Source organism: Rhizobium sp. 32-5/1, assembly GCF_029537235.1.
In the GTDB taxonomy this organism is placed as follows: Bacteria; Pseudomonadota; Alphaproteobacteria; order Rhizobiales; family Rhizobiaceae; genus Pararhizobium.
Window position 1 is genome coordinate 740,105 of the sequence record NZ_CP120639.1, and the last position, 26,163, is coordinate 766,267.

The 26,163-nt window shown below is 57.0% G+C and carries 17 protein-coding genes and 11 pseudogenes; 7 read left to right on the forward strand and 21 right to left on the reverse strand.

The features are described from left to right. Positions 1-88: 88 nt before the first annotated feature. Entirely contained in the window at positions 89-949 is an 861-nt protein-coding gene (locus tag P6U16_RS25165; RefSeq protein ID WP_277704166.1) for an RHE_PE00001 family protein, read from the reverse strand. A gap of 455 nt (positions 950-1,404) precedes the next feature. Here P6U16_RS25165 and P6U16_RS25170 point away from each other — a divergent pair. Both P6U16_RS25170 and P6U16_RS25180 read left to right on the forward strand, forming a co-directional pair. Next, positions 1,405-1,560: pseudogene (locus P6U16_RS25170) on the forward strand (prevent-host-death protein); the annotation flags it as partial. A gap of 412 nt (positions 1,561-1,972) precedes the next feature. Next, positions 1,973-2,272: pseudogene (locus tag P6U16_RS25180) on the forward strand (WYL domain-containing protein); the annotation flags it as partial. 161 nt (positions 2,273-2,433) lie between these two features. Here the strand turns inward: P6U16_RS25180 and P6U16_RS25185 are convergent. Further along, a pseudogene (locus P6U16_RS25185) lies at positions 2,434-2,810 on the reverse strand (helix-turn-helix domain-containing protein). Positions 2,811-2,918: 108 nt separating this feature from the next. Here P6U16_RS25185 and P6U16_RS25190 point away from each other — a divergent pair. The 3 genes and pseudogenes from P6U16_RS25190 to P6U16_RS25200 all read left to right on the forward strand — a co-directional run bounded on the left by P6U16_RS25190 (position 2,919) and on the right by P6U16_RS25200 (position 7,890). Continuing rightward, a complete protein-coding gene (locus P6U16_RS25190) occupies positions 2,919-3,626 on the forward strand; it encodes a glutathione S-transferase family protein (RefSeq protein ID WP_277704167.1) in 708 nt (235 codons plus the stop codon). Between the two features lie 27 nt (positions 3,627-3,653). Beyond that, positions 3,654-4,095: pseudogene (locus P6U16_RS25195) on the forward strand (transposase); the annotation flags it as partial. 2,640 nt (positions 4,096-6,735) lie between these two features. Beyond that, positions 6,736-7,890 (forward strand): annotated as a pseudogene (locus P6U16_RS25200) (IS3 family transposase). Here P6U16_RS25200 and repC read toward each other — a convergent pair. The 15 genes and pseudogenes from repC to P6U16_RS25275 form a co-directional block, all read right to left on the reverse strand. Further along, positions 7,851-9,115 (reverse strand): annotated as a pseudogene (gene repC / locus P6U16_RS25205) (plasmid replication protein RepC). The pseudogenes P6U16_RS25200 and repC overlap by 40 nt on opposite strands. Before the next feature lie 152 nt (positions 9,116-9,267). Beyond that, positions 9,268-10,232: pseudogene (repB, locus tag P6U16_RS25210) on the reverse strand (plasmid partitioning protein RepB). Continuing rightward, positions 10,229-11,438, reverse strand: a pseudogene (gene repA / locus P6U16_RS25215) (plasmid partitioning protein RepA). The pseudogenes repB and repA overlap by 4 nt, the downstream one beginning before the upstream one ends. A 930-nt stretch (positions 11,439-12,368) precedes the next feature. Next, on the reverse strand, positions 12,369-12,539 hold the full coding sequence (locus P6U16_RS25220) for a hypothetical protein (protein ID WP_277704168.1): 171 nt from the start codon (positions 12,537-12,539) through the stop codon (positions 12,369-12,371). A 3-nt stretch (positions 12,540-12,542) separates the two neighbouring features. Next, positions 12,543-12,704 (reverse strand): hypothetical protein, encoded by a 162-nt coding sequence (locus tag P6U16_RS25225; protein WP_277704169.1) that lies wholly within the window; start codon positions 12,702-12,704, stop codon positions 12,543-12,545. A gap of 575 nt (positions 12,705-13,279) precedes the next feature. After that, a complete protein-coding gene (locus tag P6U16_RS25230) occupies positions 13,280-13,894 on the reverse strand; it encodes a hypothetical protein (RefSeq protein WP_277704170.1) in 615 nt (204 codons plus the stop codon). A gap of 37 nt (positions 13,895-13,931) precedes the next feature. After that, on the reverse strand, positions 13,932-14,354 hold the full coding sequence (locus P6U16_RS25235) for a type II toxin-antitoxin system VapC family toxin (protein WP_277704171.1): 423 nt from the start codon (positions 14,352-14,354) through the stop codon (positions 13,932-13,934). Further along, complete coding sequence (locus P6U16_RS25240; RefSeq protein ID WP_277704172.1) at positions 14,351-14,617, reverse strand: type II toxin-antitoxin system prevent-host-death family antitoxin; 267 nt, start codon at positions 14,615-14,617, stop codon at positions 14,351-14,353. The genes P6U16_RS25235 and P6U16_RS25240 overlap by 4 nt, the downstream gene beginning before the upstream one ends. Positions 14,618-14,730: 113 nt before the next feature. Then, a pseudogene (locus P6U16_RS25245) lies at positions 14,731-14,946 on the reverse strand (DNA polymerase III subunit epsilon); the annotation flags it as partial. Between the two features lie 98 nt (positions 14,947-15,044). Then, positions 15,045-16,154 (reverse strand): hypothetical protein, encoded by a 1,110-nt coding sequence (locus P6U16_RS25250; protein WP_277704173.1) that lies wholly within the window; start codon positions 16,152-16,154, stop codon positions 15,045-15,047. Further along, positions 16,097-16,675, reverse strand: coding sequence for a hypothetical protein (locus P6U16_RS25255; RefSeq protein WP_277704174.1), 579 nt, complete (start codon positions 16,673-16,675; stop codon positions 16,097-16,099). Before P6U16_RS25255 ends, P6U16_RS25250 begins: the two co-directional genes overlap by 58 nt. 657 nt (positions 16,676-17,332) lie before the next feature. Next, positions 17,333-18,472, reverse strand: a pseudogene (locus tag P6U16_RS25260) (site-specific integrase). Then, the gene (locus tag P6U16_RS25265) at positions 18,469-18,717 is read right to left on the reverse strand and encodes a prevent-host-death family protein (protein WP_277704175.1); all 249 of its coding nucleotides are present in this window, start codon (positions 18,715-18,717) and stop codon (positions 18,469-18,471) included. The pseudogene P6U16_RS25260 and the gene P6U16_RS25265 overlap by 4 nt, the downstream one beginning before the upstream one ends. A gap of 12 nt (positions 18,718-18,729) precedes the next feature. Next, positions 18,730-19,107, reverse strand: coding sequence for a type II toxin-antitoxin system VapC family toxin (locus tag P6U16_RS25270; protein WP_277704176.1), 378 nt, complete (start codon positions 19,105-19,107; stop codon positions 18,730-18,732). Next, on the reverse strand, positions 19,104-19,397 hold the full coding sequence (locus tag P6U16_RS25275) for a type II toxin-antitoxin system prevent-host-death family antitoxin (protein WP_277704177.1): 294 nt from the start codon (positions 19,395-19,397) through the stop codon (positions 19,104-19,106). The genes P6U16_RS25270 and P6U16_RS25275 overlap by 4 nt, the downstream gene beginning before the upstream one ends. Positions 19,398-19,576: 179 nt before the next feature. Here P6U16_RS25275 and P6U16_RS25280 point away from each other — a divergent pair. Beyond that, positions 19,577-20,723: pseudogene (locus tag P6U16_RS25280) on the forward strand (RHE_PE00001 family protein). Positions 20,724-20,863: 140 nt separating this feature from the next. On the opposite strand, the gene P6U16_RS28560 reads toward P6U16_RS25280, so the two are convergent. Together P6U16_RS28560 and P6U16_RS25290 are read right to left on the reverse strand one after the other, a co-directional pair. Then, positions 20,864-21,760: an abortive infection family protein gene (locus tag P6U16_RS28560; protein ID WP_349017708.1), complete on the reverse strand. Its 897-nt coding sequence runs from the start codon at positions 21,758-21,760 to the stop codon at positions 20,864-20,866. Positions 21,761-22,210: 450 nt separating this feature from the next. Beyond that, positions 22,211-22,798, reverse strand: a complete 588-nt coding sequence (locus P6U16_RS25290; protein ID WP_277704178.1) for a hypothetical protein — start codon at positions 22,796-22,798, stop codon at positions 22,211-22,213. Between P6U16_RS25290 and P6U16_RS25295 the strand changes: the two genes are divergently transcribed. After that, positions 22,791-23,279, forward strand: coding sequence for a hypothetical protein (locus tag P6U16_RS25295; RefSeq protein WP_277704179.1), 489 nt, complete (start codon positions 22,791-22,793; stop codon positions 23,277-23,279). The genes P6U16_RS25290 and P6U16_RS25295 overlap by 8 nt on opposite strands. Positions 23,280-23,707: 428 nt before the next feature. On the opposite strand, the gene P6U16_RS25300 is transcribed toward P6U16_RS25295, so the two are convergent. Both P6U16_RS25300 and P6U16_RS25305 read right to left on the reverse strand, forming a co-directional pair. Then, on the reverse strand, positions 23,708-24,727 hold the full coding sequence (locus P6U16_RS25300) for a DUF2955 domain-containing protein (protein ID WP_277703429.1): 1,020 nt from the start codon (positions 24,725-24,727) through the stop codon (positions 23,708-23,710). Then, complete coding sequence (locus P6U16_RS25305) at positions 24,717-25,820, reverse strand: HlyD family secretion protein (RefSeq protein ID WP_277704180.1); 1,104 nt, start codon at positions 25,818-25,820, stop codon at positions 24,717-24,719. Before P6U16_RS25305 ends, P6U16_RS25300 begins: the two co-directional genes overlap by 11 nt. Positions 25,821-26,163 lie beyond the last annotated feature (343 nt).

Sequence of the window (26,163 nt, forward strand, 5' to 3'; positions counted from 1 at the left end):
AGTTTACAGTGCCCGAACAATTGATCTAACGCCTAGCGGCGATCGTTCTCCCAACGAGTCCGTTCCCCCAGAGGGGCCCGCATCGCCATCATAGTATGCCCCACGCCCGAAACCTCCCCCGCCCCGTCATCTCTCTGAGCCCGAGTTCGCCCACGATCCGCACCGCCGCCTGCGGCGTCACGCCGACGGCCTTGACGATCATCCCGGTCGAAACCATCGGCCGCGACATCACCAGTTCGATCATCTCCGGCAGTTTTGACGATGTGCGCCGGCCGATCAGGCGACGCTCCATGGTTTGCCGGGCAAGGGTCAGCCGATCGTGTTCCTTCAAGCCGAGCTCGGCCGCAGCGGTGATGCCCGCGAGAATGGCCAGCAACCGGGTTTCGCGGTCGCGATTCCGGCGACGATCGACGGGAATGGATTTCAGGCCGAGATTGATCGCGGCAAGATGCGCGCCAGTGGTGATCCCGGCCTGCCGCAGGATTGAGGCGGCCAGTGGCCGGCCGAGCCAAGGTGCATGCTGCAGCACCTCCAAACCGTTCCAGGCATCGAGGGCGACGATCGCCTGCAGCACCGGTGGAAAATTGTCGAGCTCGCGCAGGACGGCCCGCCATTCGCCGAGCCGTTCGTCTTCATCCCAATCGAGATCATAGACGAACGGATCCTTTTCGCGGGAACCGATGCGGTTCGGCGTCTTTGCCTGTTTGATGGCCGCTTCCGATCGGGCCAACACGGCGTCAATGGCAGCGAATTCTTCCGCAAGCGGGCCGGCATCGTCATCGTTCTCCTCCCCTCCCTCCTCCAGCCGCATCGAAATCCGTCGCTGCACCTTGGCTCCCGGCGACCCCGTCACCAGATGATGGTGCAGGCGCGCCGGCGACGAAGTCGTGCCCGCGGAGGCTGCGCAGACCGTCGGGGCTGAGCGCCCAGCCGAGCGCCTGCGCCGCAATCCGGCGACGGGTCTTTAGGACGTCGCGGGCGATGGTCAGCTCGTGGGTGGGCGCGCGGATATCGGCCGCGGCGTCATGCAGCACCAGGTCTTCGAGATGCACCAGCTCGCCGTCGATCCAGAGCGAGGCGCAGGCATCGGCAAAGTGGGATCGTTCGATCCAGCCCTGACCGACCGGCGAACGGGCGATGCGCTCGTCAAGCCGGCACAAGGTCGAGCCGGCTTCGGATATCGACCGCAGCAGACTTGTGATGGGTAATCCGGCGAGATCGTAAGACATTGAAATCATGATAAATGATTTTTTAAACGAACGCTATCTCATAGCAAGAGTTCATTACTGCCCGCTTTTGTCGGAACAATGCATAACTACTGATTTGTATTTCTTATCGGACGTGACATATACGCACGGCAAAGCGGTCATATCCATACCTACAGAGAAAATTTGGGAGGTCCCGATGCCGCAGACCAGCTACAAGGTCAGCGAAGCGCGCAAGAACTTCGCAGAAGTTCTCGGATGCGCCAACCAGGACGAGGATATCGCTGGCATACGCGGCAACGGAGTTTATGCCCGCATCGGTTCAGCGGCCGATGGCGGCAAGCGTCCTTTTGGCAAGAGGGCCAAGGCGGTCACAGCAGATGTGCTAGTGCCGATGCTGGCAACCTGTGCAGACGAAGACCTTCGTGACGTGAGAGACCGGGCAATTCTGATGGTGGGTTTTGCCTCGGGCGGTCGCCGCGGCAGTGAGATTGCGGGTTTGCGAAGGAAGCAGCTCACGGTCTAGCCGCCAATGGCCGTCGCGCGGTGGCCCTCCCCTCCCTCTCTCGCCATCTATCTGGGTCGCACAAACGTCAGGGGCAGAGCAAAATGAGATCGTATATCTAACAGGCCGTCCGGGGATGACCTCAACGCCTGGCTTGTGGCTGCCGGGATCGAGACGGGGAGGATCTTTCGGAAGATCGATCGGTGCGGCAACATTTCGAAGCGGGCACTGGAGCCGAAAGCAGTCAACCAGATCATCAAGCACAGACTTGGGTTTGAACGATCCGGCCTTGCTGGTCGCCTTCGAGGCGGCCTTTCTCCAGCGGCTACATCTGCAGTACCGGTACCGTGACGCAAAAGGAGCAGAAACCATCCGACACGTTGAACCGCAGGCCCTTTTGATCCTGCCGCCTCTTTGGTATCTCGTGGCCTGGGATGCCGCCCCTGAGGGCTTTCGCCACTTCCGCATGGACAGGATCAGCAAGTCGAAGATCGTATTCGGCACACAGTTTCGTCGAAGGCACGTACCCTTGATAATGATTCTTGCCCTTTTGGTGACATGAAACGCTAAGTATTGACGATGAGTGGCCGATTCTCTTTTGACGAGACTCGCAGATTTTCGAGGTCCCGCGATGGCGCGCTTAACACCATTGAAAGCGGAACCTGCCCGTCTGCTTTACGATGGACGGAGCCTGAAAAGGACAATTGGATTTGATTGAGGATACTAGTTCCGGGCCAAACGCGGACGGGGCAGCAAACCTGAACTGTCCAATTCACCCTGTTCTTGTAAGCCGCCCTCAGTGCTTCTCCACCAATCGCCGAGAGCGTCAATTAGTGGCAAGAGTCTCTCCCCGCCGCCGTGAGATCGTATTCGACACGCAGAGGATAGCCGCCAAAATCGGTGCGACGGACGATGCCTGCATCTTCCAGTTTGCGTAGTTCAAGTGTCAACATCTTGTGAGAAATTGTCGGATTTTCCCGGCGAAGATCGCTAAACCGCTTCGTCCCTTGCTGCAGATAATAGATGAGCAGCGTTGGCCAACGACCGCTGAGAATCTGCATGACCTCTTCAATTGGACAGCGGGAAACAAGGCCTTTCATCGGTCGCTCCTGGTAACAAAAAGGTGCGTAATTTACTTGGCGCGGCCGCCAGTTATGGTTCGACTACGCTGCGCAGCGTGATCAACAGAAGTCACGGAGAACAACAATATGGAACCCATACTCATATACGGCTTCCCCGCGGGAAGTTCCATGGGGCTCGTCGCCGCTCTGGAATGGATGGGCAGACCTTACAGGCTTTGCCGCGTCGACATGTTCGGTGAGATGCGCGATCCGTCCTATAAGCGGATCAATCCGCGTGTCGAGACGCCCGTTTTGATCACTGATCAAGGCAACGTACTAACCGAAACCATGGCCATTGCGGCATGGCTGGAAGCCCGGGACACAGAACGACGGATCAGCTTCGACCCACTATCGCGCGAGGCCGACCGGATGCACCAGTTCATGGCGTTCATCAACACAGGATTTACGGGTGCGTTCGGTCCGCTTTGGGCTGCGATGGAAATGCGGCGGACCACCCCAGCGATGCTGGCAGCCATAAAAGCATTTGGGAACGACGGCGTCATCGAGCGCCACGACCGTCTCGAGGAAATGATTGGAGACACCCAATTTTTAGTTGCCGATCACCCGACGCTTGCCGACGGGCTTCTGATCGGGGTCGCCCGCTGGCTAGACTTTCATCAGGTGATCGACAAGGCTCGCTGGCCAAAGCTCGCAGGTCTGAGACGCCGTATCGAAGCCAATTCTGCCGTCATTTATGCGATATCGCTGGAGACCGGGGAGATATCTCCAGGCAATGGCGCTTTTCAGGGCCATGTCGACTTGACCGAAGTGACCGACCGGTTCGGCCCTGAATAACCCTGCTGCGCGCGGCCTGTTCAATATATGCGGACCGCGCGCGAGGTCCGGGGGCGTCGTGACAATTTCCGGATCAAGGGCTTTGTGCCGGCTGGCGCCAAAAGCAAGCGTGTTCTTCGCACGGATAGTAGAACATTTCTGGATGCGCTTTTGTAAATGGCGCGTTCCAGAGGGGTTGGCGGGACCTGCCCTAGCGGCTCTGCGATTACCGCTCGGTGAAGCGGCGCTATTCCCGCTGGATCGAGATGCGTCTCGACGAAATGCTGTCGGTTCTTTCGCGCGAAGCCGATCTTGAATGGCTATGATCAAAAGCATCGTCGTGCGGGCTCATCAGCATGCGGGAGACCGCCGGTCAAAAGGCGGGGACGGATTCCCAAGGGCTAGGTCGGTCTCGCGGGGACTGCGCACGAAAACCCATGCCGCGAGGGAAGGGCGAGCCCTTCCAGTCCGGCTGATCGGCTCTAACGGGTAACGCAACGATATCGGATTTTTTTCGCTCCAAACACCTCAAGGGCAAAACCGATTGCAGCGAAGGCAAGAACTGCAAAGGAGCGGATCATCACGGACTGAAGAGAGAGGTAGCGGAGAATCTTTCCTTCGCGGAAGGTAAGGCGCAAGTGCAGCGGCCACCCGAAGATCGCTGGGAAGAGCACTGACGGGACAACGGCAACGGACCCATTTATGCCCTTGAACTTGGCGCAGATATCACCGCCCAGTACCCATATCTAAGCCCAAAGCACGCCCGAGAAACATCCGCCAAACAGTTCTGGTCTCGGCAAATTCGAGCACATACTTCGCCCGAAGCATCACAGATCGATTTGCACTCTGCAGAACACCGTGGTCTGAAACACCTGATTTCACAGGCACTTAAACCAGTTGACCGCGGTCAACTGACGAATCGGCGACACGTGCGGAGGGGCATCATGCCAGCTAGCGGTTTACTTAGACTGCACCACGCTTGCGCAAGCTCTGGCGGCGAAGAATGAAAAGAGGAAGGTATAGAAGATGTAATGCCGGAAATCCTATCATCCAGCCGGTTTAGATCTCGATGCTTTCCCTGTCCGCTTCCCGCGCACTTTGGCCCTCACTTCGAGGAATCTTAAACGTCCCGAAAACTAAGCAACAGAAATCGCAAATAATTCAATCACTTACATCTGTTGACCGCGGTCAACAGTGTCATGCGGCGGTTAGTCGACGAGGGCTTGCTGTGATGCGCGGCACAGGGATCGGCAAAGGGTAGTGGCGCCGAATTGAATCCGTCCCTGGGCTGCCAAGAAGTCAAGCCGGAGCAATTGTCTGAAGAACACCCGCAGAGCAAGCCACCCCGGCTGAACTGCCAATTGGTTGGCGTTGATTTTACACAGGTTGATTTCGTCCTATCAGCATTGTAGGGCCATTCACCGTTCGCGCAACGAGCTGAGCTTCCCTGCACGAACCGTTGTAACCGGTGGGTGCGCAACTAATGTCCCGTCCTTGCCGAGAATTCGTGGCGGAACCCCACGAATACGGCGACCCGCCCCAGAGGCCGTTCCGCCCACCAAGGGCAGCCTGACGCCTCCGGGATGTGCAATACTAAGGTCAAAGAAGCGGCGGCCTTTCCAAGGACCTCTCTCCCGCCGCCATATCGCGCTACCTCCGGAGGAGTTTATCAAACCGCTCGCTCGGCTGTTGGCGCTGGAAGGTTGCGTTCGCTTCTAGCGATCTAGTGCGCACCAATTGAGTTCCATCTCTACACGCACGGGAGCACCCATGGTTCGGAGAGATCCGGTGTCTTGTTATGTGCGTTCTAAACGGGGCGGCTTGCCACTTCGCCCGCCCCACCTGTGGCACCGCCGCAGCTTCTCGAGACGAGATCGAAACGCGGCTCGTTCAGACATCCAAGGGTGACCATGCCATGATCTTGAACCAGTCAAGACTGTCATGAGAGCGAGTCGGTCCCACACGAAGGCCAGGGAAGAAGGCCGAACCTGCTTTACTTTCCAAACGAGTCGCCGACGGTTCAACCGATCGAAATTGCGTCTACCAATCTCGAATCCCTGTTGCCAACGCGAGCCGCCGGACTTCGACGTCAAAACAGACGCATTCGATGACCACGCCGAGCTCCTTGTGTTTACAAACTAAGGAATTTTCTTCAAAGCCGCCGATCACGGGCTATTCAAACACGGGTCAAGCGCGTCTGCCGCCCTTGTGAATTCACCCGAACAGTCGGCTGGGAACAATCGGACCAGTTCCGGACCTGGTATCCCGTCGATTAGGGCAGGGCTGGAAACTTGCGCATTTCCGTCGTCCAATTGTCGCCGGCGGGAAGGGCTGAAAATCCTATCGCTTGTCTGTCCGTCCTTGCATGCAGCCAGCGCAGTAGAGGGCAGAATGTTTTCCGGCTCTTCGCTCGAGATCGATCTCAACGCAAGGATATAGCTTCCTCAGACTGGGGTTTCCTGATCGGTGGTCTGGGCCGCTAAATTGAACTCTGCATGACCGAGGCCACATATTCTTACTATGATATCAACGGAATTTGCCGCTGCCGCTATAGTGAAGAAGTTACGGGAAATGTGTAGAATATCGGCGCCGGTTTGCAGAGCCGAGCTCTCCGCCTCGCGCTCGGCCCTGCGACACGCACAAGGCGATGTCGCGTGATAGCGCGAATGACAGGGGCCCATCACGCCCCGGCAGTCAACGACAATTACTACCGCTTGCAGTGCGAAATCGCGAACTACACGTTCTCTCCAGTGTAAGCGTTGTGTCTGGCATTCTCTCAGTGCGCCCGTGGCCCTCTTAGACCTCATTCTCATTCGTAAACCCGACCGTCTTAGGGATGCAGAGAAGGTCACCATCCTTACTCGTTCTCTCGGTGTTGATGGGCATACACACGCTTGCGCCGGCCTTTTACACTCGTCGTTTATAGGCGTGTCGAAAGCCCGACGGCCTCAGACTTTTCATCAAGCCCCATCGCAGATCTATCAACGAGCTGTGATTAAAGCTGAAACGTCAAAAAGCCTCGACCTGTTAGAACACGTGCGTGCTCGTCTTCAACCTAGCGGCTGCATTATCCTACCGTCAGTTGGCTGCGACTGGACTTGCACCGTAAAAGTGGATGGGTTTTCTTGAGTTGAGAGGAAACCGGAAGGCCGAAGCAGAAGATTTTACCAAGGAATTCGAGAAGGAAGCGGTGCGCCTGACGCGGACGAGCGGCCGGACGCAGCGCGAGATCGTCCTGGACTTGGGTGTCGGCCTATCGACGCTGGTACACTGGATCGGCCGTAGCCTTGATCAGGCGATGGATGGTCCGACAGAGTCCGCTGCTACCGAAGACATGGCGGCCGAGCTGAAACGGTTACGCCGGGAAGATGAAATCCTGCGGCAGGAACGCGAGATACTGAAGCATGCCGCGACTTTTTCCGCCAAGGAGGAAGCCAATGAAATTCCGTTGCATCGACCAAGCGAAAACAGAATTTCCCGCAGACCGTCTCTGCAAGGCTCTGGGCGTTAGCCAGAACGGCTATTTTGCCTGGAAAGACCGGCCGGCAAGTCGTCGGCAGCGCGAGGACGTGGTGATGCTGGCGCATGGTCGTTCGGCCTACTCGCCTTCTCATGAGACCTAGGCAGCCCACGTATGACGCGGGAATTGGAGGACGGCGGCTTTGCCATCGGTCGGAGGCGAACCGCCCGGCTGATGCGAGAAAATGGCCTGCATGCCCGGCAGAAGCGTCGGTTCAAGCGCACGACGGACAGCCAGCATGCCTTCCCGGTTGCGCCCAACATCATCGATCAGGACTTCCCAGCAACCGGTCCCAATCAGAAATGGGGGTTGATATGTATGGACCCGCGAGGCTGGCTTTATCTCTCCGTTGTCACCGACCTGTTCTCTCGCCGCGCCGTCGGCTGGGCGGTGGGTGACTGGCTGCACCGTGAACTGGCAATCGGTGCTCTTCGAAAGGCCATCCTCATGCGTCGTCCAAAGCCTGGCCTGATCCATCATTCCGACCACGGCAGTCAATATTTGTTCTATCGACTATCAGGCGCTGCTGCGCAGCAAGGGCATTGTGATCTCGATGTCGGGAAAGGAAATTGCTAGGACAACGCCATGGTCGAAACGTTCTTCAAGACGTTGAAATCAGAGCTCATCTGGCGGACCATCTATCAGACGCGGAACCAGGCCGAAATCTCCATTGCCCGCTACATCGATGGACTCTACAATCCCACCCGGTGGCACTCGGCGCTTGACTACCTAAGCGCCGCACAGTTCGAAAGACTGGCAGCATGATCTGAAAATGCCACTCCACTTTTACGATGCAAGTCCAGACCGTTTGCCTTCAAAAGCGCCATAATCATCGGGCCGAGTGAGAACTCCGACCGCTCCGAGCGCCTGGTAAGGTCTCGTAAGTAACCGCCAGCGGAACTGATTAGGTTTGCCCGTTCCAGGATACATCCAATTGCCACTGCCGCGTTTACGGGCCCCATAATTTCACAGGCCTCCTGGTAAGCCGAAGGGCTGACGCCAAGCATCGAGCGAACGACCACAGCTGCTGACATGAGATCGCGCCAGTTCCCGACAGCTCCGCCGGGCCCGTAGTCAGAGATTTGTGGGCATGCCTTTAGGACAATGGAGAGGGAAACGCCTTCAACGGCTTACCCAGCTTGACAGCTCTCTTGTCTTTTTCCCCGCCTTCTTCTTCAGTTGGAGGTTCAAATACAATTTTAGAGTCTGGATCTGAATTCTGTATGTGGCGCTCATTTTGGGCATCATTGGTGTCTACATTTCTTGCATTTTCCTTTGTTTCCAGGCAATTGAGAACCTCCCGTCGCAGTGTTTCCATGTCTTGGAGCGTTTTCCTCACATCAGCTATGGTCGGCGTTCTAGGGAAAGTGTTCACCAGCTCGACGTAAACGTTCTCCATAGCTTGCCAATCTCCCTCGAGACCTTCTTCGATCGCCGCCGTTATAATCTTACGGATGTCTCTCCGGCAAATTGTGAGCTCTTCCTTCGCCTTTCTGAACTGCAACCGAACCGCGATCACCTGCTGCGCCAATAGGGCGAGTTCATCGGCACGGGCCAGAATTGGAGAAAGGTCGAAGCCAAAAGCTCTTACTACAACGCCGTTTTCACCCTTGCGTGCGAAGCGTTTGCCGTTGGCGCTGTCCTTGCGGATAATCAGGCCGGCGTCAACCAGAGCCCCCAAATGGCGGCGTAAGGTCGAGCCGGGCATGCTATGCGCTCGAAGCGACAATTGCATATTCGACGGGAAAACCACTAACTGCGCATCTCCTCGCAGTTCGTTCTCGGGGTAGAAGCTCAACAGCGCGTCTAGCACAGAAAGGCTGCTCGACTGCAGCCCTAACTGTTCCTTCGCAGTTGAAGCGTCGCGGAAGACCTTCCACTTGTTAGCTGATTTGCTTGCCGGGATTTCGCAGACCGCCAGCTGCCGTCTCACAAGGGCAAGCGTCACCGATCGCCGCCCAAAGGGCGTCGTCACATTCTCCGAATACATCATTCTTCACCTTCTAACAGGCAAAAGAAATTCGTTCGCCGAAACGGCGCCTAGACTCTTGACGATGAATCCCGGAAATGCGACTCTACTGGTGCTTAGACAGATAGGGGCTTCCGAGACGGCGACGTTTTGGGGGCTCTTTTCTTTTGCGGTTACGCTTCCTTTGTTCCAACGGACTTTGCACGGCGCTCTTCGAATAGAGCAACCGCATCATTGAGCAGGAACGATGCGAACTCCGCAGCTTCCTTCCTGTCGATCGTAATTTCGAGCTTTGACTTGCTCTGCTTGACTTGTGCTAGTCGCTGACCTGATGATGACGAAAGTACTCCAGGTAAGCCGCGAACTGCGCGGCGCGGTTTGAGGGCGTTGAGAATCGCCTTAAACCGATTTTGCGACGTCATGCTTTGGATTTCTTCTGATAGCGCCAGCTCCACAGAGTTCCGGTTTTCGTCGTTCTGGAGCAACTCCGCGAGCTCTTGCCAGCTGCGCCGCCCAATCCCATGGGCGGGTCCGATCGCGTCAATCAGGTCGGGGGGATAGCCTCAACGACGGAAAGCATCCGCGATAGCTCCGCTTTGTCGACAGACATCGCGGATGTGATCACTTCTCGGGGAAAACGCTCTTTCAGTCGTTGGGCAAACCGGGACCTCTCAATGTAGGAGAGATCCTCGCGTTCGTTATTCTCTTGCCCTTGTGCGATCACCAGCTCTTCGTCTGTCAAGGCGCGGATAATTGCCTTAACCTGCAGGCCGAGGTCCTGGATAGCCCGCAGGCGGCGATGACCGAAGGCAACCTGGTAATGTCCTGACCTCTCAGGATGGGGGCGAACAAGGATTGGTACCTGCTGCCCCTGCTCGCGGATCGACGAAACCAGACCATCGATATCGCCCGGCATGCGATCGCGAACGAAAGACGGCTCGACCAGAGTTGTCTCCAGATCGATGACGACCTGGCCCTCGGCAAGCCGGCGCTCGATATCGTCGGCCCGTGCCTGCCGGGCTTTCTCCTCGCGCATCGTATTGGCGACTTGCCCGACCAACTTGTTATCGAAGGTCGCAGCTTTCACAGTCATGTCGGCATCGACCTGGATCAGGTTTAGAAGGTTTTTTCGGCTCATGTTGCTCGTCCCCAAGCTTTCTTGATCAGGGTTTCAATCTCGTCGTTAACGCTGTTCATCGACTCAATCGCACGGTCATAGGTGCTGCGAGTGAACTGGCCGCGCTCCACTTCATAAAGCGTCTGGTTCGTGAGCCCAGCATCCGAGACGGCAGTAGACTTCAGCATCGGAAAATTGAGAACATGGGCTCCAAAAATTGACCTGAGATAGCCGACCATCTGATTTTGGGGTCCGTCTGACGGCTCGAATCGGGTGATGAGGTAGCGCAACCATGCAAAATCAACGTTGCCCCCGGCGGCAGCCACTTCCCGGAGCAAATCGGCGACCATGGCAAGGAACTGGTTCATCGACATGACGTCCAACATTTGCGGATGGACTGTCACGAGAACCGATGTCGCCGCGGTGAGGGCGGACAGCGTGAGGTAGCCCAACTGGGGAGGGCAATCGATTATAACAATATCGTAGTCATCACTCACATCATCAATGGCATCGCTGAGACGTTGAAAGAACATCACATCGCCGGGCTGCCGTGTCATGAGCGCGCGTGGGGTGTCATGTTCGAACTCCATGAGTTCGAGGTTCCCCGGAATAAGGTCAAGTCCAGGGATATAGGTCTTCCGAGCGATTTCTTTTACCGGCCGGCGGGTCTCGTCGTACCGAATTGCGCCGTACATCGTGTCGTTCGGGTGCACATCGATTTCGGGCTGATGTCCAAACAGGGCGGACATGCTTGCCTGCGGGTCAAGATCAATAGCGAGGACTCGATAACCCCTCAGTCCTAGGTATTGGGAGAGGTGAACGGAGGTCGTCGTTTTTCCCGAACCACCTTTGAAGTTCATGACGGAGATGACTTGGAGGTCTTCACCGTCGCGGCGGTGGGGCAAATATCTTCGATCTGCTCTGCCAACCTTGTCAAGGTGTCGGCGGATTTTGTCGATATCGTCGACAGAATAGGAGCGGCGCCCCCGGCGTCGTACTTACCTCTAGATTGTCAATGTCATTGGAGACCTGGCGGAGATAGACTTCCTTTACCCCCACCAACTTTGCAGCTTCTGACGGTTGAAAATGGCGTATTCCCTTTTGCGCCGTTGGCGGGAACGTGCTCATATGATGAGCTTGCAGCTGAATAGCAAGAGCCGATGAATGCCGGTCAATAAGGCTTACGAGCGTCTCTCGCGACACGGGCGCATCAGCTTTGGTTTTCATGTCTGGACCAGATCTCAGTAACAGCGGTTCAATGCGGGAAAACCATTTTTCAACCGCTGTTACAATAAGCCTCGATTCTGGCGGCTGGGCAAGCTCATTAATGCACCAGTTGCCTAACGTGGAACACCGTGCGGTCCTCCATTGTCCATAAAATCCTTTTGTAACAACATGTTAACGGCTTAACCTTTGCGATCTGTCTCGAGAGGCCAACGAAATATAGAATCCGAAACAGTGAAAGAGGGGTCAGCGATGATGGGCGACGCGCTGAATCAGGCCATCCGGAGGGACAGAATCGGAATCACCGTGTGTGAATTGTATAACCGAGACTTTTCTCCACGACGCGTCGCGGCGCCGGTCAATTGTCGACACTGAATTCGGTTTCACCCATCTTCCGCGCCCCCTGATGCACAGGCCGAGAGGTACTCCCACCCGGTGTGGAACCAGAGGCAGGGGCGATAGGTTTGGGCTCAGCATCAGGGCGACAAACTACTTCCAGTCAGGATCATGTCGCGGTGGTGTGCCCAAGTTGCGGGTAGGCAGCACTGATTACGCAGGTTTGCTGGGCAGTGGCTGGGTATGCCTTGGAGGACCGATCGTCCGCTGCTCGGCTGCAACAAATGGCGCGCGACGAATCTGAGCAGAAAGGCTTTGGGCGCCGGCAAGGGTAGGGGCACCCAGCGGCGGCCAAGCGCGCGCAGTGCGGTTTTCGCTAATGCCGCGTTGATCAGGTTGCGTAATGCCTCGACATCCTGCTTAGTGGAGCAGCTCGGCCAGTCTTAACGCCGATTATCGGTAGCACGGCGGTTATGGTGTCAATCGTCCCGGCGCTTTCTCGATCGAATGCGGCGACGCGCCGGGCTTTTTGGCACTCCCTTTATAGTCATAAGTTTATCCCAATTAGAAGTCTGGTCATTGGTCGAAGGGCTTCCCTCAGCCATCAGGGCCCAAAGGCGGTGGCTTCGATAGAAATTTCCCCGCGCGGCCATCAGCGCCGCGATAGGTAGTTTTTCGGCCGACGATCGCCTCGTCGTTGCGGCGAGCGAAAGAGATGAGTTCCTTAAGCCGTTCGACCGCCTCGGCTGGTTCCGCGAAGATGTTCATCAGTCACATCTCCCACCAAGCCTGCCCATGCCGAATTGCCTCGAACACCAGATCGGCCGAGACGAAGGTGCGATGCTCCAGCCGCGCCTGGGCGGCAAAGAAAATGCCCCTGCGAAAACTCGGAGGAGGCAGGAATATCAGCAATTTGTTGATGTCCGCGGCCATCTGAGGGTGGTTGTTCCAACGCCGGCCGGATCGTCGCAGTCTTGCCGATATTCAAGAGAGCGAACTCCACCTACGATCGGTTCGTCGCCCGTCGCAAGAAAGGGCTCGATCCCATCAATCAAAAAGTAAGAAAGTGAAATTCCTTGACCCTTACACAAGGCCGTACAGCGTCTTTCAGGAGCGAGAATGAACCTTGGGATCGAAAAACACCCAAGCGCGTCCTGACCCATCCATGGCCGAAAGAAGGTCGGTCGTATTTTCGACCGCATGGACTGGGGGAGGAGCGGCAAAAGGGAAGGGCTGCTCTTTGTAGCTGTTTTTGATCTGTGCCGCGCAGAATTGGTGTGACCGAACTTCGCTCGAGACGGAAAGCGTGACAAAGCTCTACTGAGCCCAGGCGCGTCGAAGAAGGGAACAAGATCTGCGCTTATAGCCCAGCTGGGCAATCCGCAGAATCCGGCGCCTCCGGAAGTCACTGCAGATGCAGAATCTCATCAAGTCCGGTCAACCGATACAGAACGGCGAGCGGAGGAGTGAGGACGGGAGCTGCCGGTCGGAAAACACGTGACTTCCGTTCAGCTCGGTCGTGAGGCAAGGTTTGATACCCAATGAGACGTCTGCTGGGCCGCATGGGTAGGGTAGAAGCGCTCATACATAGGATCGAAGCTCGAAAGGAGCTGCGCAAAGCCTGCCATCCTTTGCGCCTTCGTCAACGAACAAAAGATGCCTCCGCGGCTATTCATCATATCGAACACTTCAGACTGTGCCGGATCAAGGCGCTGCCAGAGATCGATAATATGCCCCGCCTGTGCGCCAAAATCCTCTCGCAATGCATCTTCGATGACGGCTTCCAAGGCATAGGTGATGGATGGGGTTTTCGCCGTATGGCTAAGGAATGCGAGGGATTGCCTTAGCAGCCTCTGCTGCAGCAGGAGAACAGGCCAGAGGATCTGAACACCGTATCGAACGCCGATTTCTTCAAACTGTTTTGGTGGCTGAATGACCTCGCGCTGCCGCTCATAAGCTTTGCGCACATCGTAGGCCAACCCAAGGAACGAGCCTTCCTTGTCTTTCACAATCGGCGAGCGCTCATTCACGTCGTGGACGACTTCATGCAGACAGGTCAGGGACGTGTAGTCCCCGATGAGAAGGATTCCGGCGTGATTTTTGAGCAAGCTGTAGGAGAGCATTCAGACCAATCCTTTCAATCGACAAGCAAGAGCCGGATCAGTCCACCCATGGGTCAATGATGTCTATTCCAAAACCTGCGAAATCCTTGGTGTTGCGCGTCGCAAGGGTCAATTGGTGAGCGACGGCGGTAGCTGCAATCAAGCCGTCCATGGAGGCGAGCCCGCGACCACTTCGCTTGGCAAGAGCCATGAGATCACCCCAAGCCAAGGCGACAGGCGCTTCCACCCGAATAATCCGGTTTTCGAAGCGTTGAGGCAGATCATACATAAGCCATTCGTCCAGGGCGTCGCGCTTTCGCCCAGCATCCATCAGCGCGACACCGCGGCGAATTTCAGCAATCGATATGATGCTGATGAATGTCCGGTCTTCGTCCAGGCAGTGGAGCCACTTCAGGACGCTTTCAACGGGGCGAGGCTTCGTAACTTCCGACAGAACGTTCGTATCGAGGAGTAGTCTCATAGTGACAAGTCGCGCGGCTCGTCGTGTTGTCGCTCAATATCCAGATCGGCGCCACGCAGCGGCGATGCCAACAAGAACTCCGCCAGCGATCCGCGGCGCGCAATCTTCTTCTGCCACTCTTCAGCAGAAACAACCACCACGCTTGGCTTTCCATTGCGAGTAATCGTCTGAGGCGACACCTGCGCTCGCTCCATGACTTCCGATAGCTTCGCCTTCGCTCCGGCGACCGTCCAGCTCATATCTTCGTGTGTTGATGCTTGCATCGTCTCACCTATAACCAGAATGACTATAGTGACTATAGTGCGCGAGACGTGTCTCTGCAAGCGCGTGGTTGGAAGATGTAAGGGAGGGAGAAGTCAAAGCCCCGTATGCGACCATCCATCACTTCGGGAAACTGTCCGGCATCCTCCACATGCTCCGGCCGGATGCCGTGAATAGCGATGGTAAAGGAGGAGAAGCGCATGTCCTTGGGACGAATGAGGCGCTCTTCAATGCGAACAACCCGATTGTCTTCAATCCATGCCAAGCCGACAGAGCAGGCACTACCTCGCTGTTCATTGGCGGTTTCAAAGTCGATCGCGATGGTTTTCAAGATGAGATCCGAGCAGCTTTTGCCCAGCTTCTACCGTCGGGCATCTGATTCTGCAAAAGTGAGAGGCGGCCATTCGAACTGGCTGCACAAGGTTTCATCTAGCCACACGGCTTGAACTCGACAGTCTGACTTGCCGCGCCGCTCACGTCTTTACTCCACTGTGACACTTTGAGACCGTTTGCCGTTCGGGTAAACATATAGTTTTCAAAGGAAAACTCGCCCACAGCATCGCAAAATGCCGACACAACCGATATATCCTCCTGTGTGACTGCAGTCTCGACATCACAGCTGATCTCGTATCCGGAGAAGGAAATCGCGCCCGTCTCTGGGACGTCGAACCGGTATGCAGCCTCCTCGCATGAAAGCTCTGCCCCTTCAGTTTTGTCGCCAAAGCTGGAACGAGACTCAAGGTCTTTAAAAAAGGCAATCGTCTCTGGGCGGAACGTGCCGCCTGTAGTGTATCCCCACCGCCCAAAGCGATCGAGAACCATTTCGGATAGCGTCTTGAACATCTTCTCCGGTGAGCACTCTGGCGAGCGGCATTTATCGTAACCGTCTGCCGGCTTGCCCGAGAGTTTCGAGGCCATGGAATTTCGAAACGCCGGGAACAGATTAAGCTGGCTTGCAGACGCCAGTATTCCGGCTATGGCCGCTTGTTGGGCGCTATCGTCAGCGACGGCCATATACTTCTTGTAATTTTCGACGAAGCGTGGTCGCAAAAACGACCGGAATTTTGGTTGAGAAGTGACGTCGTCAAATTTGTCGCCTTGATACGACAGCGTCAGGATCTGATGAGGCGGTAGCGATATTGCGTACGGGCCGAAGGCGTTGAGGTGTCGCTGATCCACAGCGTAAAGCTCGAACACACCATCCCCATCGATATCCTGAGGAGATGGACCACCGCCATCAAATGTGCCGATTTTGATTTGCTCCGAAGATCCTCCGTAACTCACAATCGCCACCGCGCTTGTGCAGCAGTGCGCTCCGCCCGAGAACGCGGAGAAATAAATGGATGGTACTTGAGCCTCTTGAAACGGAAACACACCAAGTTCACCGGACGTTCCTTCGAGTTCAACAGTGATCGAGTTCCCTTGTGGGTTCCTTGCCTCCAGAAAAGTTGTTGAAGTACCGTCCCTGTTATCCTGGCCTTTCAGAGCCGCCGTCCATCCTTGTGCAACGAAGGGCTTTCCATAATCGTCTTTTTCCACTCCAGCACATCGTTCAACGGGAGATCAACCGGTTGGGGCGGCGTGAATTTCCCGTTTTTTGCTGCCACTACGCATTCCTCGATGGTTTCAAGCGTCTTAGCCGACCCGGCAAGGGAGTAAGGACCGAGCTTTACCGTCTCAATCTCGAGACTTATTTCTGAGGCTGCCTTCAACGCAGAGAGGAATTCGCCCGCGGCGCCCGCAAGGCTCACACCGGAGTGGTCCTGGAGGCCCTGCATGGTGCCTGACCAGCTTTTACCGTCTGTGTAAATTGTAAATGGGTACGCTTTCCCTGCGCCGACCCAGGCAAGATCTGGACTTCTGAAGACTAGATCCAGCCGACCATCAAGCGAGCCCATAAAAACGAGACCGCCGTCAGTGCGCGGTGTTGCAACGCAGACTTTGTCGTCGGTATTATACCTGATCACCCATCCAGCGTTTTCCGACACGGGGATGGTCGCCATCGCCGCTGTCGGAAAAATAGTGAGCATCGAGGGGAGGAGCATCCACGAGATTTTCATTTTTTAAACTCGAAATTGAATTTTCAGCCCAATTTGGGCTCACCGCTACACTGCAGGTTCAATAAAGCGCGGGTAGGCCAGCGTTGCGGCAATTCATCCTGCTTAGCTCACCAAAACAAGGACGACCGGCGCGCTCAGGCACCCAATCAACAACATGAGACCTGTGGCAATGCGGATAGTCTTAAACAGGCGTGTCCTGTTTCCATCCCAATCGTAGCTCATAGGAATTCCTCCTACCCGATTGAAACAGGGGAGAGGGGGCGGATCAAGCCGGATTGTGATGGCGCGCGATCATCCGGTAGAGGTGTTGCGCTGGGGTCACGATGAGGGAGTGCCACTTCCGTTACGACCCTTGCCCGGTGACAGTTCTATCCGGATCAAAGGCGAGTGTGCTGACGGTTGCATCTTATCGGCAGCCACCCGACGTGGCCATGTAGGTGCTCGAGAACCCATCGATTCAGACAAGCGATAGTGCAGCAGCCTGGGCGATCGAAATGAGCCAGATGACAACAGCGGCAATCGCGATCATCCGTTCGGGGCTCTTGAGAAATGAGAGGAATTCCATGCGGCTGCTCCTTGATAACATGGAGCGTCATTAGTCGAGATTTGGATAGCGCTGCGTTCCCGCGGGAACATAAAAAGATTGGAGGGTGGCCGTTACAGGAGACGCGCTGCCTTTCCACTGCGCCTTGTCGCGCTGTTGTAATAGCTTGACGCTTGCTGCACCGATCGATGTCGCGACTGCTCCATGGCCTCAGGTAGCGGGACCCCGCGATTGGCAGCCTCGGTCAGATAGCCGGACCGCAACCCATGCGCCGAAAACTCCCCAGGCTCCAGCCCTGCCAGCGCCGCCCGCTGCTTGACGATCTGGTTGACTGCACTCGGCTCCAGTGCCCGCTTCGAAACGTTGCCCCAACGATCGATCTTCCGAAAAATGCTCCCGCTCTCAACTCTGGCAGCGGTCATCCAGGCATTCAGCGCATCCACCGGCCGGCCGCTCAGATAAACGACCTCATCGTGCTCGGTCCCTGACGTTTTGGTGCGACCCAGATGGATGGCGAGAGAGGGAGGGGAGGACCACCCTCGACGGCGATTGGCGGCTCGACCGAGAGCTGCTCCCTTCTCAAATCGGCAATCTCACTACGGCGGCGACCGCCCGAGGCAAAAGCCACCATCAGAATTGCCCGGTCACGGATATCGCGTAGGCTGTCCGTGCTGCAGGTGACAAGCATTTTGGCAAGGATGTCGCCGGTGACTGCCTTGGCGCTCTTGCGTTTTCTTGGCCGCGGCGTCGCCCGCACGGCAAGACGTATCGCGGATTTCAGGGAAAGGGAGGAGAAGACGCCCGTCAGCCCACGCCATTTCGTCAGCGTCGACCAGCTGGCAAGCCGCCGGCGCACCGTATCGGGCGCATGCGGCCCGGAGGATCGAAGGAACCGCTGCTCGCGCAGGCTCTGCTCAACCGTATCAGGCATCCCGTGGTGAGGATCGATGTCGCGTTGTTCGGGCTGCCAGAGATGGTGGGCCACGAATTTCAGAGCTAAGGCCTCGGGCGCCGGCCAGGGAGGGAGGCGCCGGTCGCCGCCAGCGACCAGGCCTGCAAATAGGCGAGGTCAGAGGTGAGCGCGCGCAGGGTGTTTTCCCCATGCCCTCGTTGACCAGATGGCGCAGTGTTTCGATGTCCTGGTCGGTCAGCAGTTCTGCCAGTTCGTCGCGGCGGTCAATCGGCAGGACGGCGGCGATCGTGTCCAACGTCTCGATGCGTTTTTCGATTGAGCGCGACGAAGAGTTGCTCATTTCGGCAGTCCGTTCTCGTTATAAAATTCATCGTGGTTGGAAGTTATTCTGTCATCGGCAGGTCTTCCCTCCGCCATCAGCGCCCAGAGCCTGTTGCTGCCCCGATCGAAATCCTCCCGCGCGGCCGTCAACACCGCAATGGGAACTCCTTCCCGGCAGATGATTACCTCATCACTGCGCTCGGCGAGAGAGATGAGTTCCTCAAGCCGTTCGGCCGCCTCGACAGATTCCGCGAAGATCTTCATCAGTCCCATCCCTTACCAGACCCGCTCATGCAAAATCGCATCGAACGCCTGATCCGCCGAAACGAAAGTGCAGTGCTCCAGCCGCGCCTGTGCGGCAAGAATCCGGTCCCATGGATCGCGATGGTCCCAGTCAAAAGACGCTGCGAGCTCGGCATGCAGATCGGTGATGGCCAGGATCTGTAGGCCGCTTTCCGTAACGGCTGCCCGTAGTTCCTGTGGCTTGAGGTCGAGCTTGTTCAATCGCATTTTGTTGTCCAGCTCATAGAACGTGACCGCACTGACGATGATGGCGTTTGCCTTGTCCTCGATGAGCGTTCGTGCCTTCGTGGACAGGCGATCGCTGCCGATGGTCCACCAGTAGACGGCGTGGCTATCGAGCAAAACTTTCATTGCGTGCTTTCCTGATCGTTGGATTTGCCTTGCCATACGCCGGTCTCGTCGTTCCAGTCGCCGGCGTCGATGGCGGCCTGCTCGGCATCGCTGGTATCAAACAGGTCGTCGGGCAGGCCACGGCGACGAAGCAGACCAAAGGGACGTTTTCCGCCGTCAGCCGCTGGACCGATGCGGGCATAAACTTCGTTACCGCGCATAATGACGATCTCTTCGCCCTGGTTGGCGCGTTCAAGGACTTCCGCAAAATTCTTGCGGGCTTCACTGATCTTATAGCTGGTCTGGGGCATCGGGATCTCCGAGATTTGCTCTGAAGACAACAATAACACCTCCCCGCCATGCGTACAAACTGTTCGTACGTGTCACCTCTGATAAGGGATACTTATCGATGGTTAGACATTGCTCCGGCAAAAGCGGCTGGTAATGAACTGTAAAAGGCATATAGCGTTCGTTTAGCAAATCATTTACCATGATTTCAATGTCTTACGATTTGTCCAAATTGCCCATCCAGAGCCTGCTGCGGCCGATTTCGGATGCAGGTTCAGCATTATCGCGTCTCGACGAGCGCATTGCGCGTTCGCCGGTCGGAAGCGGATGGATCGAACGATCCCATTTTGCCGATGCCTGCGCCTCGCTGTGGATCGACGGCGAACTCGTCCATCTCGAGGACCTGGTGCTGCACGACGCCGGCGCCGACATCCGCGCCCCGACCCACGAACTGACCATCGCCCGCGACGTGTTGCGCACGCGTCGGCGCATTGCCACACAGCCGCCCGGGTGGGCGCTAAGCCCCGACGGTCTGCGCAGCCTCCGCGGGCACGACTTTGTCGCCGGCGCGACGGCAGCATCACATGGCGCCCAAGGCATCGTTGTGGTCGACGCCGGCGAGTTGGACGGCAGCGCGAACGGAGGAGGGAGGACGGCGATGATGGCGCCGGCCCGCTCGACGCCGAGTTTGCCGCCATCGATGCGGTGCTGGCCCGATCAGAGGCCGCGATCGAAAACGCAAAGTCGCCGAACCGCGTCGGTTCCCGGGAAAAGGATCCGCTGGTCTACGATCTCGATTGGGACGAGGACGAGCGGCTCGGTGAATGGCGGGCGGTCCTGCGCGATCTTGATGGTTTACCGCCCGTCCTGCAGGCGATCCTCGCCCTCGAAGCCTGGAATTCTTTGGAGGTTCTGCAGCATGCCCCTTGGCTCGGCCGGCTGCTGGCAGCCTCATTGGTGCGTCAGGCCGGCGTGACGACCGGAGCGCATCTGGCCGCGGTCAATCTCGGCCTGAAATCCATACCGGTCGATCGCCGCCGGCATCGCGATCGCGAAACCCGGTTGCTGGCTATTGTCGCCGGCATCACCGCCGCGGCCGAGCTTGGCCTCAAGGAGCACGACCGGTTGACCCTTGCCCGGCAGTCGATGGAACGCCGGTTGATCGGCCAGCGCACATCGTCAAGACTGCCCGAGTTGATCGAGTTGGTGATGTCACGCCCGCTGGTTTCGGCCGGCATGATCGTCAAGGCGGTGGGCGTGACGCCGCAGGCGGCGGTCAGGATCGTCGGCGAACTCGGCTTGCGGGAGATGACGGGCAGGGGAGGTTTCGTGCGTGGGGGATGCTATGATGCAGCTTAGGACTAGATGAACGCGATACCGATCTCATGGCAATGATGCGATTACGTGAATTTACCTATCAATTTAAAGGCCGTCTCGGGGTTAGAACACTCGGAGACATAAGGAAGCGCCGGGAGCTAGCGCGCATTTATCAAGTTCCCGCCGGCACGTCACTCAAAGGAAGTCTTCGTCCGGGATATCGCAGCTGCCATGTCTCTATGACGAATAGTGCAATTGCGGAAGCCGAATGGATTGCGAGCTTTGCGATGCGGGGATCAATGCGACGAAACCCCTTCTCTTTGCCATGAGCACCTCCGACATGGGTGCGAAGAGAGCCTATACCTTGGACCGACGTCACCAGGCCAGAAAGCACGGCCTTAACATCATTTACTATCTCTGGGGCCACGCCTTCCTTTGTGGGGTCGAGGCCGAGCGGGTCTCGCACAGCTCGATAGAGTCCCGAGATATCCTGCTTGGTAGGAAATTCGATGTCCAGTTCGACGAGGATCGATCTACAGACGCTTTCGACCACAGCACAAGCCGCCGTCACAGCGATTTCGGGATCAGTGGAAGCCGCTCGCAAGGCGCGATCAAGATCGCGGCTTACAGTATCGAAGTCTATGCCAGCGGCCATGGCGGATAGCTCGCCTGTGACTGCAGCAGTCTCGGCTATTGCGATGAGCCGCATCGTCCTTCCCGCACGCTCAAGCTTTAGACCATCAAAGAATAGGTGTTTGTTTAGATGCTCAACGACTGCAGCGTGGCGATCAGGCTCTTTGATGAAGTCCCGAGGATCCGCGGCACCTTCGATAATCCGCCGCAGCAAATCCTCATCGTCTATAAAGTTGGCCTCGCGGATCGCTGTCTTGGTCGCGGGTAGTCGGCTTTCGCCTGCAACCCCAAACGAGATGCCATAGTTTCTGAACCAAGCTTCAAGCCGCCAGGCCTGTCGATAAATACCGATGGACGGCTCAACCCCATTCGCTGAGCCCCCAGAAATGATCTCAGCAAGGGCATCGATGGATTGGTCGGATAAATCGATTCGCATTTTCGAATGTTACCATATGATCTAGACGCCACCCTTCGCTCTGGTTTTGGGCGACTGGGAAGAGGCTCCCCCGGTTAGTGCTCCATTCGTCGCGGCTAGAGTCAACGAGGGGTAAAGTCGGCGTTCGGCTCCGGCGACACAACCTCTCTGTTTATATTTTCGACCCAGACAATTTCGCCGCTGGTGAGGTAAACGACGGCACCCCCATTGGCCTGGGTCGCCGTAATTGTTGATTGCCACTGAGAACTGACCCGGTAGCACAGGACAGAAAGATGATCACTGTTACCAAATACGCGAGCTTAACATTTCTGCGGATGCTGCAAGCGGCCTCGTAGGCCTCGGCTCAACGTTTTTTATTTCGGTATGCGGTATCAACGCCACCGGCCTTGAAGCGAAATGGCAACTCTGCGCCATTTCCGGCTTTTGCTTTTGGCTCAACCAAGGTCCGTTTCAACGGACCCATCTGACCAGTCGCACGATCACTTCTTCGGCGACGACCATAACGGTTACGACGATTATGAGTGTCACGACCCCGTGCAGCATGCCATCGAAGCGAACCCTATCCCCGAACACAAAGGTGATCGCTTCCAGGATCACGAATTTGGATAGGAACAGCACCACCCATGCGCCGAAGAACCGCATGAACTTCATGAAGGCACCTTGCCTTGCCTTGAAGAACTCGGCGACATAATGCTCGATGGCGATCGTCGCCTTCAATAGGGCCTGCAACAATACAGCAGCGAGCAACGACCAACTGAAGGAAGCGACAGTGACGCTGTCCGAAAACTCATCGAACAGGCCAAGGACCACGAGGTCGATCAGAACTCCAAAGAGATAACGGATAATCAGTCGCTGACGGTTCGTTGGCATTTCGGCCGTAGCCGGCAGAAAACCGTGGATTTTATCAGCCATATCGCCCCCTTTGAAATTCTGCTGGAACTTGCGATACCGCATGGTGGGCGTCAAGAGAACATCAGGGTTTAGTCGCTCTAAATGCAGGAATGTCCAGGGGATTCGCAAGACGTCATCTGTGTCCAATATTGAAAGCCCGCGCTGCCCGTTGCCGCCGTTCGGATCAGAGGCGGGCGAACTGCAGCAGTTAAGCCATCGGCGGTCATTGGTAGCGCTAGTTACGTACGACCGAACAATGCCACGGCAGGAGTTCGTCGATCCGGCTCTGTATGTGCTGTTGACGATAACGGCAAGCTACCCTGGCAGAAATCGATCGGGCCAAAAGGACATTTTTTCGAACGTCAGTCATAAGTTCCGCACGCGTCTCGCCTTTATACTTGGCCAATTTGACGAGGCGGTGGCGGGCCGGGACAATCCTATTCCGCGAGAGCAGCAAAGGATCAAAATCGTTTGCGGGTACAGCCTTCGTTTCTTAGATCTGGTGCGGAATTTAGAGCCTGTGACGAATGCAATTTTTATCGGGCGGCGGGGCCAGTATTGTTTTGTCGTTATTCAAGGTATCGGCTCCTCGATCGCCATCGCCAACCGATCGAGTTCACGCGAATAGCAGTAGAGACCAAACAGTACGGCGACGACCTCGACAGTCGAGAAAGCCGTCCGCGACAAGGGGGCATGACGTCCAGCGCGGGCAGGTGACGGAAAAAGAGGACCGAGAACAGCGCCCCGCCGAAGAAGAAACTGACGCGGCTCGCGAAAGCGCAAACATGTCCAAGGAACACGCTGTGGAACGGAGCGACGACAGGAACCCACGTCAACCTAGTCCAGTAGCACAGGTGCAGGAACGCTGCGCTGCCAAGTGCTGAAAGCTGTTGCGACGGCGGTAACTCCTGCCGCTCGCCCAGATTCGTGACGATCTCGTGGAAAACCGGAAACACGATCCAAAACAATGCTGACGCAGCAATCGTCTGCCCGGCAAGAAGGAGCGCGTAGACAATGCCACCTGTTCTCCAACGCATGGAAACTCCTGTCTGCCTGTTACGCCACTTCAACTTTGGCAACACGCGGCCGCCAGAGCAGTGCGGTTGCCAAAAGCGTGTAGAGGATTGCCGCACCGACATAGAGGATGCGCGTCGAAAACGATTCCGCAGCGCTCCCGGGCAAAGGCGAGACGCCGAGCCCGAACAGGATCAGGAATATCGTCAGTGCGCCCGCATACACCCGTGCGTCCGGTGACCGTGCCGCCGCCCGTCCGCCAATGAAAAGGCAGACGACAAGCGTAATGAGAAACAGGGAGAGCAGGTTGGGTCGAAGATTGAGCGCCTCATAGGCGACGGAGGCAATAATCCCGCCGAAGAGGTTCACGATGGCAAGGCCGAACGCTGCCCTTCCGGTGGCAGCAGCATCAAGCTGCGTCAGAAGTGTTATCACCGTTATCGGAATGACGGCCGCGGATGTCAGGTTATCGCTGGTCAGGCAGATCGCCATAATGGCGAGCAGGATTCCGGTATTCGCCAGCGCCCGCCCGTAATCGGGAGGACAGATAACGGCCTGCTGCTCTGGCTCATCGACGATGGCGGGTTCAGGAAAGACCGCGTGGGCAAGCCACATCAGCACCGCACCGCTGATCACGCCCAGGAGCAGGATCGACAGGATAGAGGCGGCTAGTTCCTTGTTGAGAATACCGAGCAGCGGCACGATGACGCCCACGATCAGCACAAGGGAGATAGCGGCACCGCCCTTGCCGCTCGACTGGGCGACAAAGCAGGAGAAGTAGAACAGGCCAAGCAGAAGTAGAAAGCTGGCCGGGTGTTCGCCGAACCACGATGTCAGGATAGACATGACCGTGCCGACCACGAAGATGAGGATCGCCATGCCGAGGGTTTTGGCAAAAGGCATTGGCGCGGTACTCGACAAAAGGAATTGCGCCGCAAACAGCGGTCCCAGAAACGGAACGAGCGCGCCCGATGCAACCGAGGCGGTGAAGCCGAGGGAAACCGCGAGCGCCACCCGCAGTCCCTTGCGTCGTTGCGCGGCTAGGGCGCTGTCAATTGACATAGGTCAGCACAGACATGATCCGGATCCAGAGCGATCCCCAGGCGTTGGTGACCGGGTGGTCTCCGGTGTAGATCACCACTGTCGCCTGCGAACCGTAACGGACGCCCTTTGGTCTTCCGTCATCCATGACGAGCCGGACCGGAAAGCGCTGCGCTTCCTGCACCCAGCCACTATCGTTTCGGATCGTCGGAAGGCCGGTGCTCGGATCCGTGCTTCCCTGCGATACGCCGAGGCCGACGCTTTCGACCGTCGCTCCGAAAATCTGCCCCGGAAGCGCATCGAACAGGACCTCTGCACGATTGCCGATCGCAACCCTTTCGAGACTGTTCTCCTTGAAAGCAGCCGCGATCCACACCGTTCCGACGTCAATGAAGGTCATGGCGGATTGTCCGGCACTGACCACCTTGCCGATGGAAAGTTGCAGATTGGTAACGACGCCTATCGAAGGCGCGCGCGCCGTTGTTCGCAGCAGATCGAGCTGGGCACGTTCCAGGGTAGCAAGGGCCTGCTTGAGCTCCGGATTGTCGTTCCCCGCCGGGCCAAGATCGGCCTGCGCACTGACAAGGTCGGCTTCGGCCGCGGTGACAGCCGCCTGGGCCTGATCGAATGCCAGCTGTGCTTCGTCCAGTTTTGTATTGGCGTAAACGCCGCGTTTGGTCAGCTCGGTCGCGCGGCCCAGTTGTTCGCCGGCATTGTCGCGGCTGGCTTGCGCTTGAACGAGCCTTGCCTGAACGGCATCGACCTGTGCCGTCGAAGCCCCGATCGACTGGCCGACACGAGCAAGAGCCGCTTCGGCTTCCGTAACAGCGATCTGGTAGCGGGCCGGGTCGATGCGAAAGAGAACCTGATCCGGTTCGACTGCCGCGTTGTCGGTCACGTTCACCTCAACGACCCGCCCCGTCACCTCCGGCGCGATGCCGACGACATAGGCCTGGACCTGGGCCTGCGACGACGAAGGCGTCCGTCGTTCCATGAAGACGGAAAGGACAAAGAGTATCAGCCCCAGCAGGACGACAATCAGCGCGACCTTTCGCAGCGGATTGGCTGTTTGTGCTGAGGGTGCCGGGTCGGTGAGAAGGTCGTCCGATGCCACTGTAATGTCCTTGCTCTACGTGAGACGATACGACACAGCTGTCGCGGATGAATAGCGCACGGATCATATCCAGAAGTCCCTAACCAGCGCGAAACGCTGGCTATGAATATCAGGTCGCCTAAGATCTGCAATCCAGAGATTGGGTCGCACAGCGGATGCCAGTTTTCGAATTAGCTCCAACGCATATGGGGCTTGCCACGCTTAAAGTGCCAATTCACGGTGACAGGGTCGAGGACTGTTTCAACATCTTGGGGTCGTCGCCGACGGGTGAATGATTTACCCTGCGTAAAGAACGGACTAGCACGATTGCTCATTCGGCATTAGAGCACACTGAAGCACCAGC

Excerpts from the sequence above, each read along its gene's own strand:
- P6U16_RS25255 (WP_277704174.1), bottom strand. The coding sequence starts at position 16,675 with ATGAAAATCTCGTGGATGCTCCTCCCCTCGATGCTCACTATTTTTCCG.
- P6U16_RS25270 (WP_277704176.1), bottom strand. The coding sequence starts at position 19,107 with ATGAAAGTTTTGCTCGATAGCCACGCCGTCTACTGGTGGACCATCGGC.
- P6U16_RS25220 (WP_277704168.1), bottom strand. The coding sequence starts at position 12,539 with ATGAACATCTTCGCGGAACCAGCCGAGGCGGTCGAACGGCTTAAGGAA.
- P6U16_RS28560 (WP_349017708.1), bottom strand. The coding sequence starts at position 21,760 with ATGCGAATCGATTTATCCGACCAATCCATCGATGCCCTTGCTGAGATC.
- P6U16_RS25190 (WP_277704167.1), top strand. The coding sequence starts at position 2,919 with ATGGAACCCATACTCATATACGGCTTCCCCGCGGGAAGTTCCATGGGG.
- P6U16_RS25230 (WP_277704170.1), bottom strand. The coding sequence starts at position 13,894 with ATGCTCTCCTACAGCTTGCTCAAAAATCACGCCGGAATCCTTCTCATC.
- P6U16_RS25300 (WP_277703429.1), bottom strand. The coding sequence starts at position 24,727 with ATGTCAATTGACAGCGCCCTAGCCGCGCAACGACGCAAGGGACTGCGG.
- P6U16_RS25235 (WP_277704171.1), bottom strand. The coding sequence starts at position 14,354 with ATGAGACTACTCCTCGATACGAACGTTCTGTCGGAAGTTACGAAGCCT.
- P6U16_RS25240 (WP_277704172.1), bottom strand. The coding sequence starts at position 14,617 with ATGCAAGCATCAACACACGAAGATATGAGCTGGACGGTCGCCGGAGCG.
- P6U16_RS25275 (WP_277704177.1), bottom strand. The coding sequence starts at position 19,397 with ATGCCCCAGACCAGCTATAAGATCAGTGAAGCCCGCAAGAATTTTGCG.
- P6U16_RS25225 (WP_277704169.1), bottom strand. The coding sequence starts at position 12,704 with ATGGCCGCGGACATCAACAAATTGCTGATATTCCTGCCTCCTCCGAGT.
- P6U16_RS25265 (WP_277704175.1), bottom strand. The coding sequence starts at position 18,717 with ATGAAGATCTTCGCGGAATCTGTCGAGGCGGCCGAACGGCTTGAGGAA.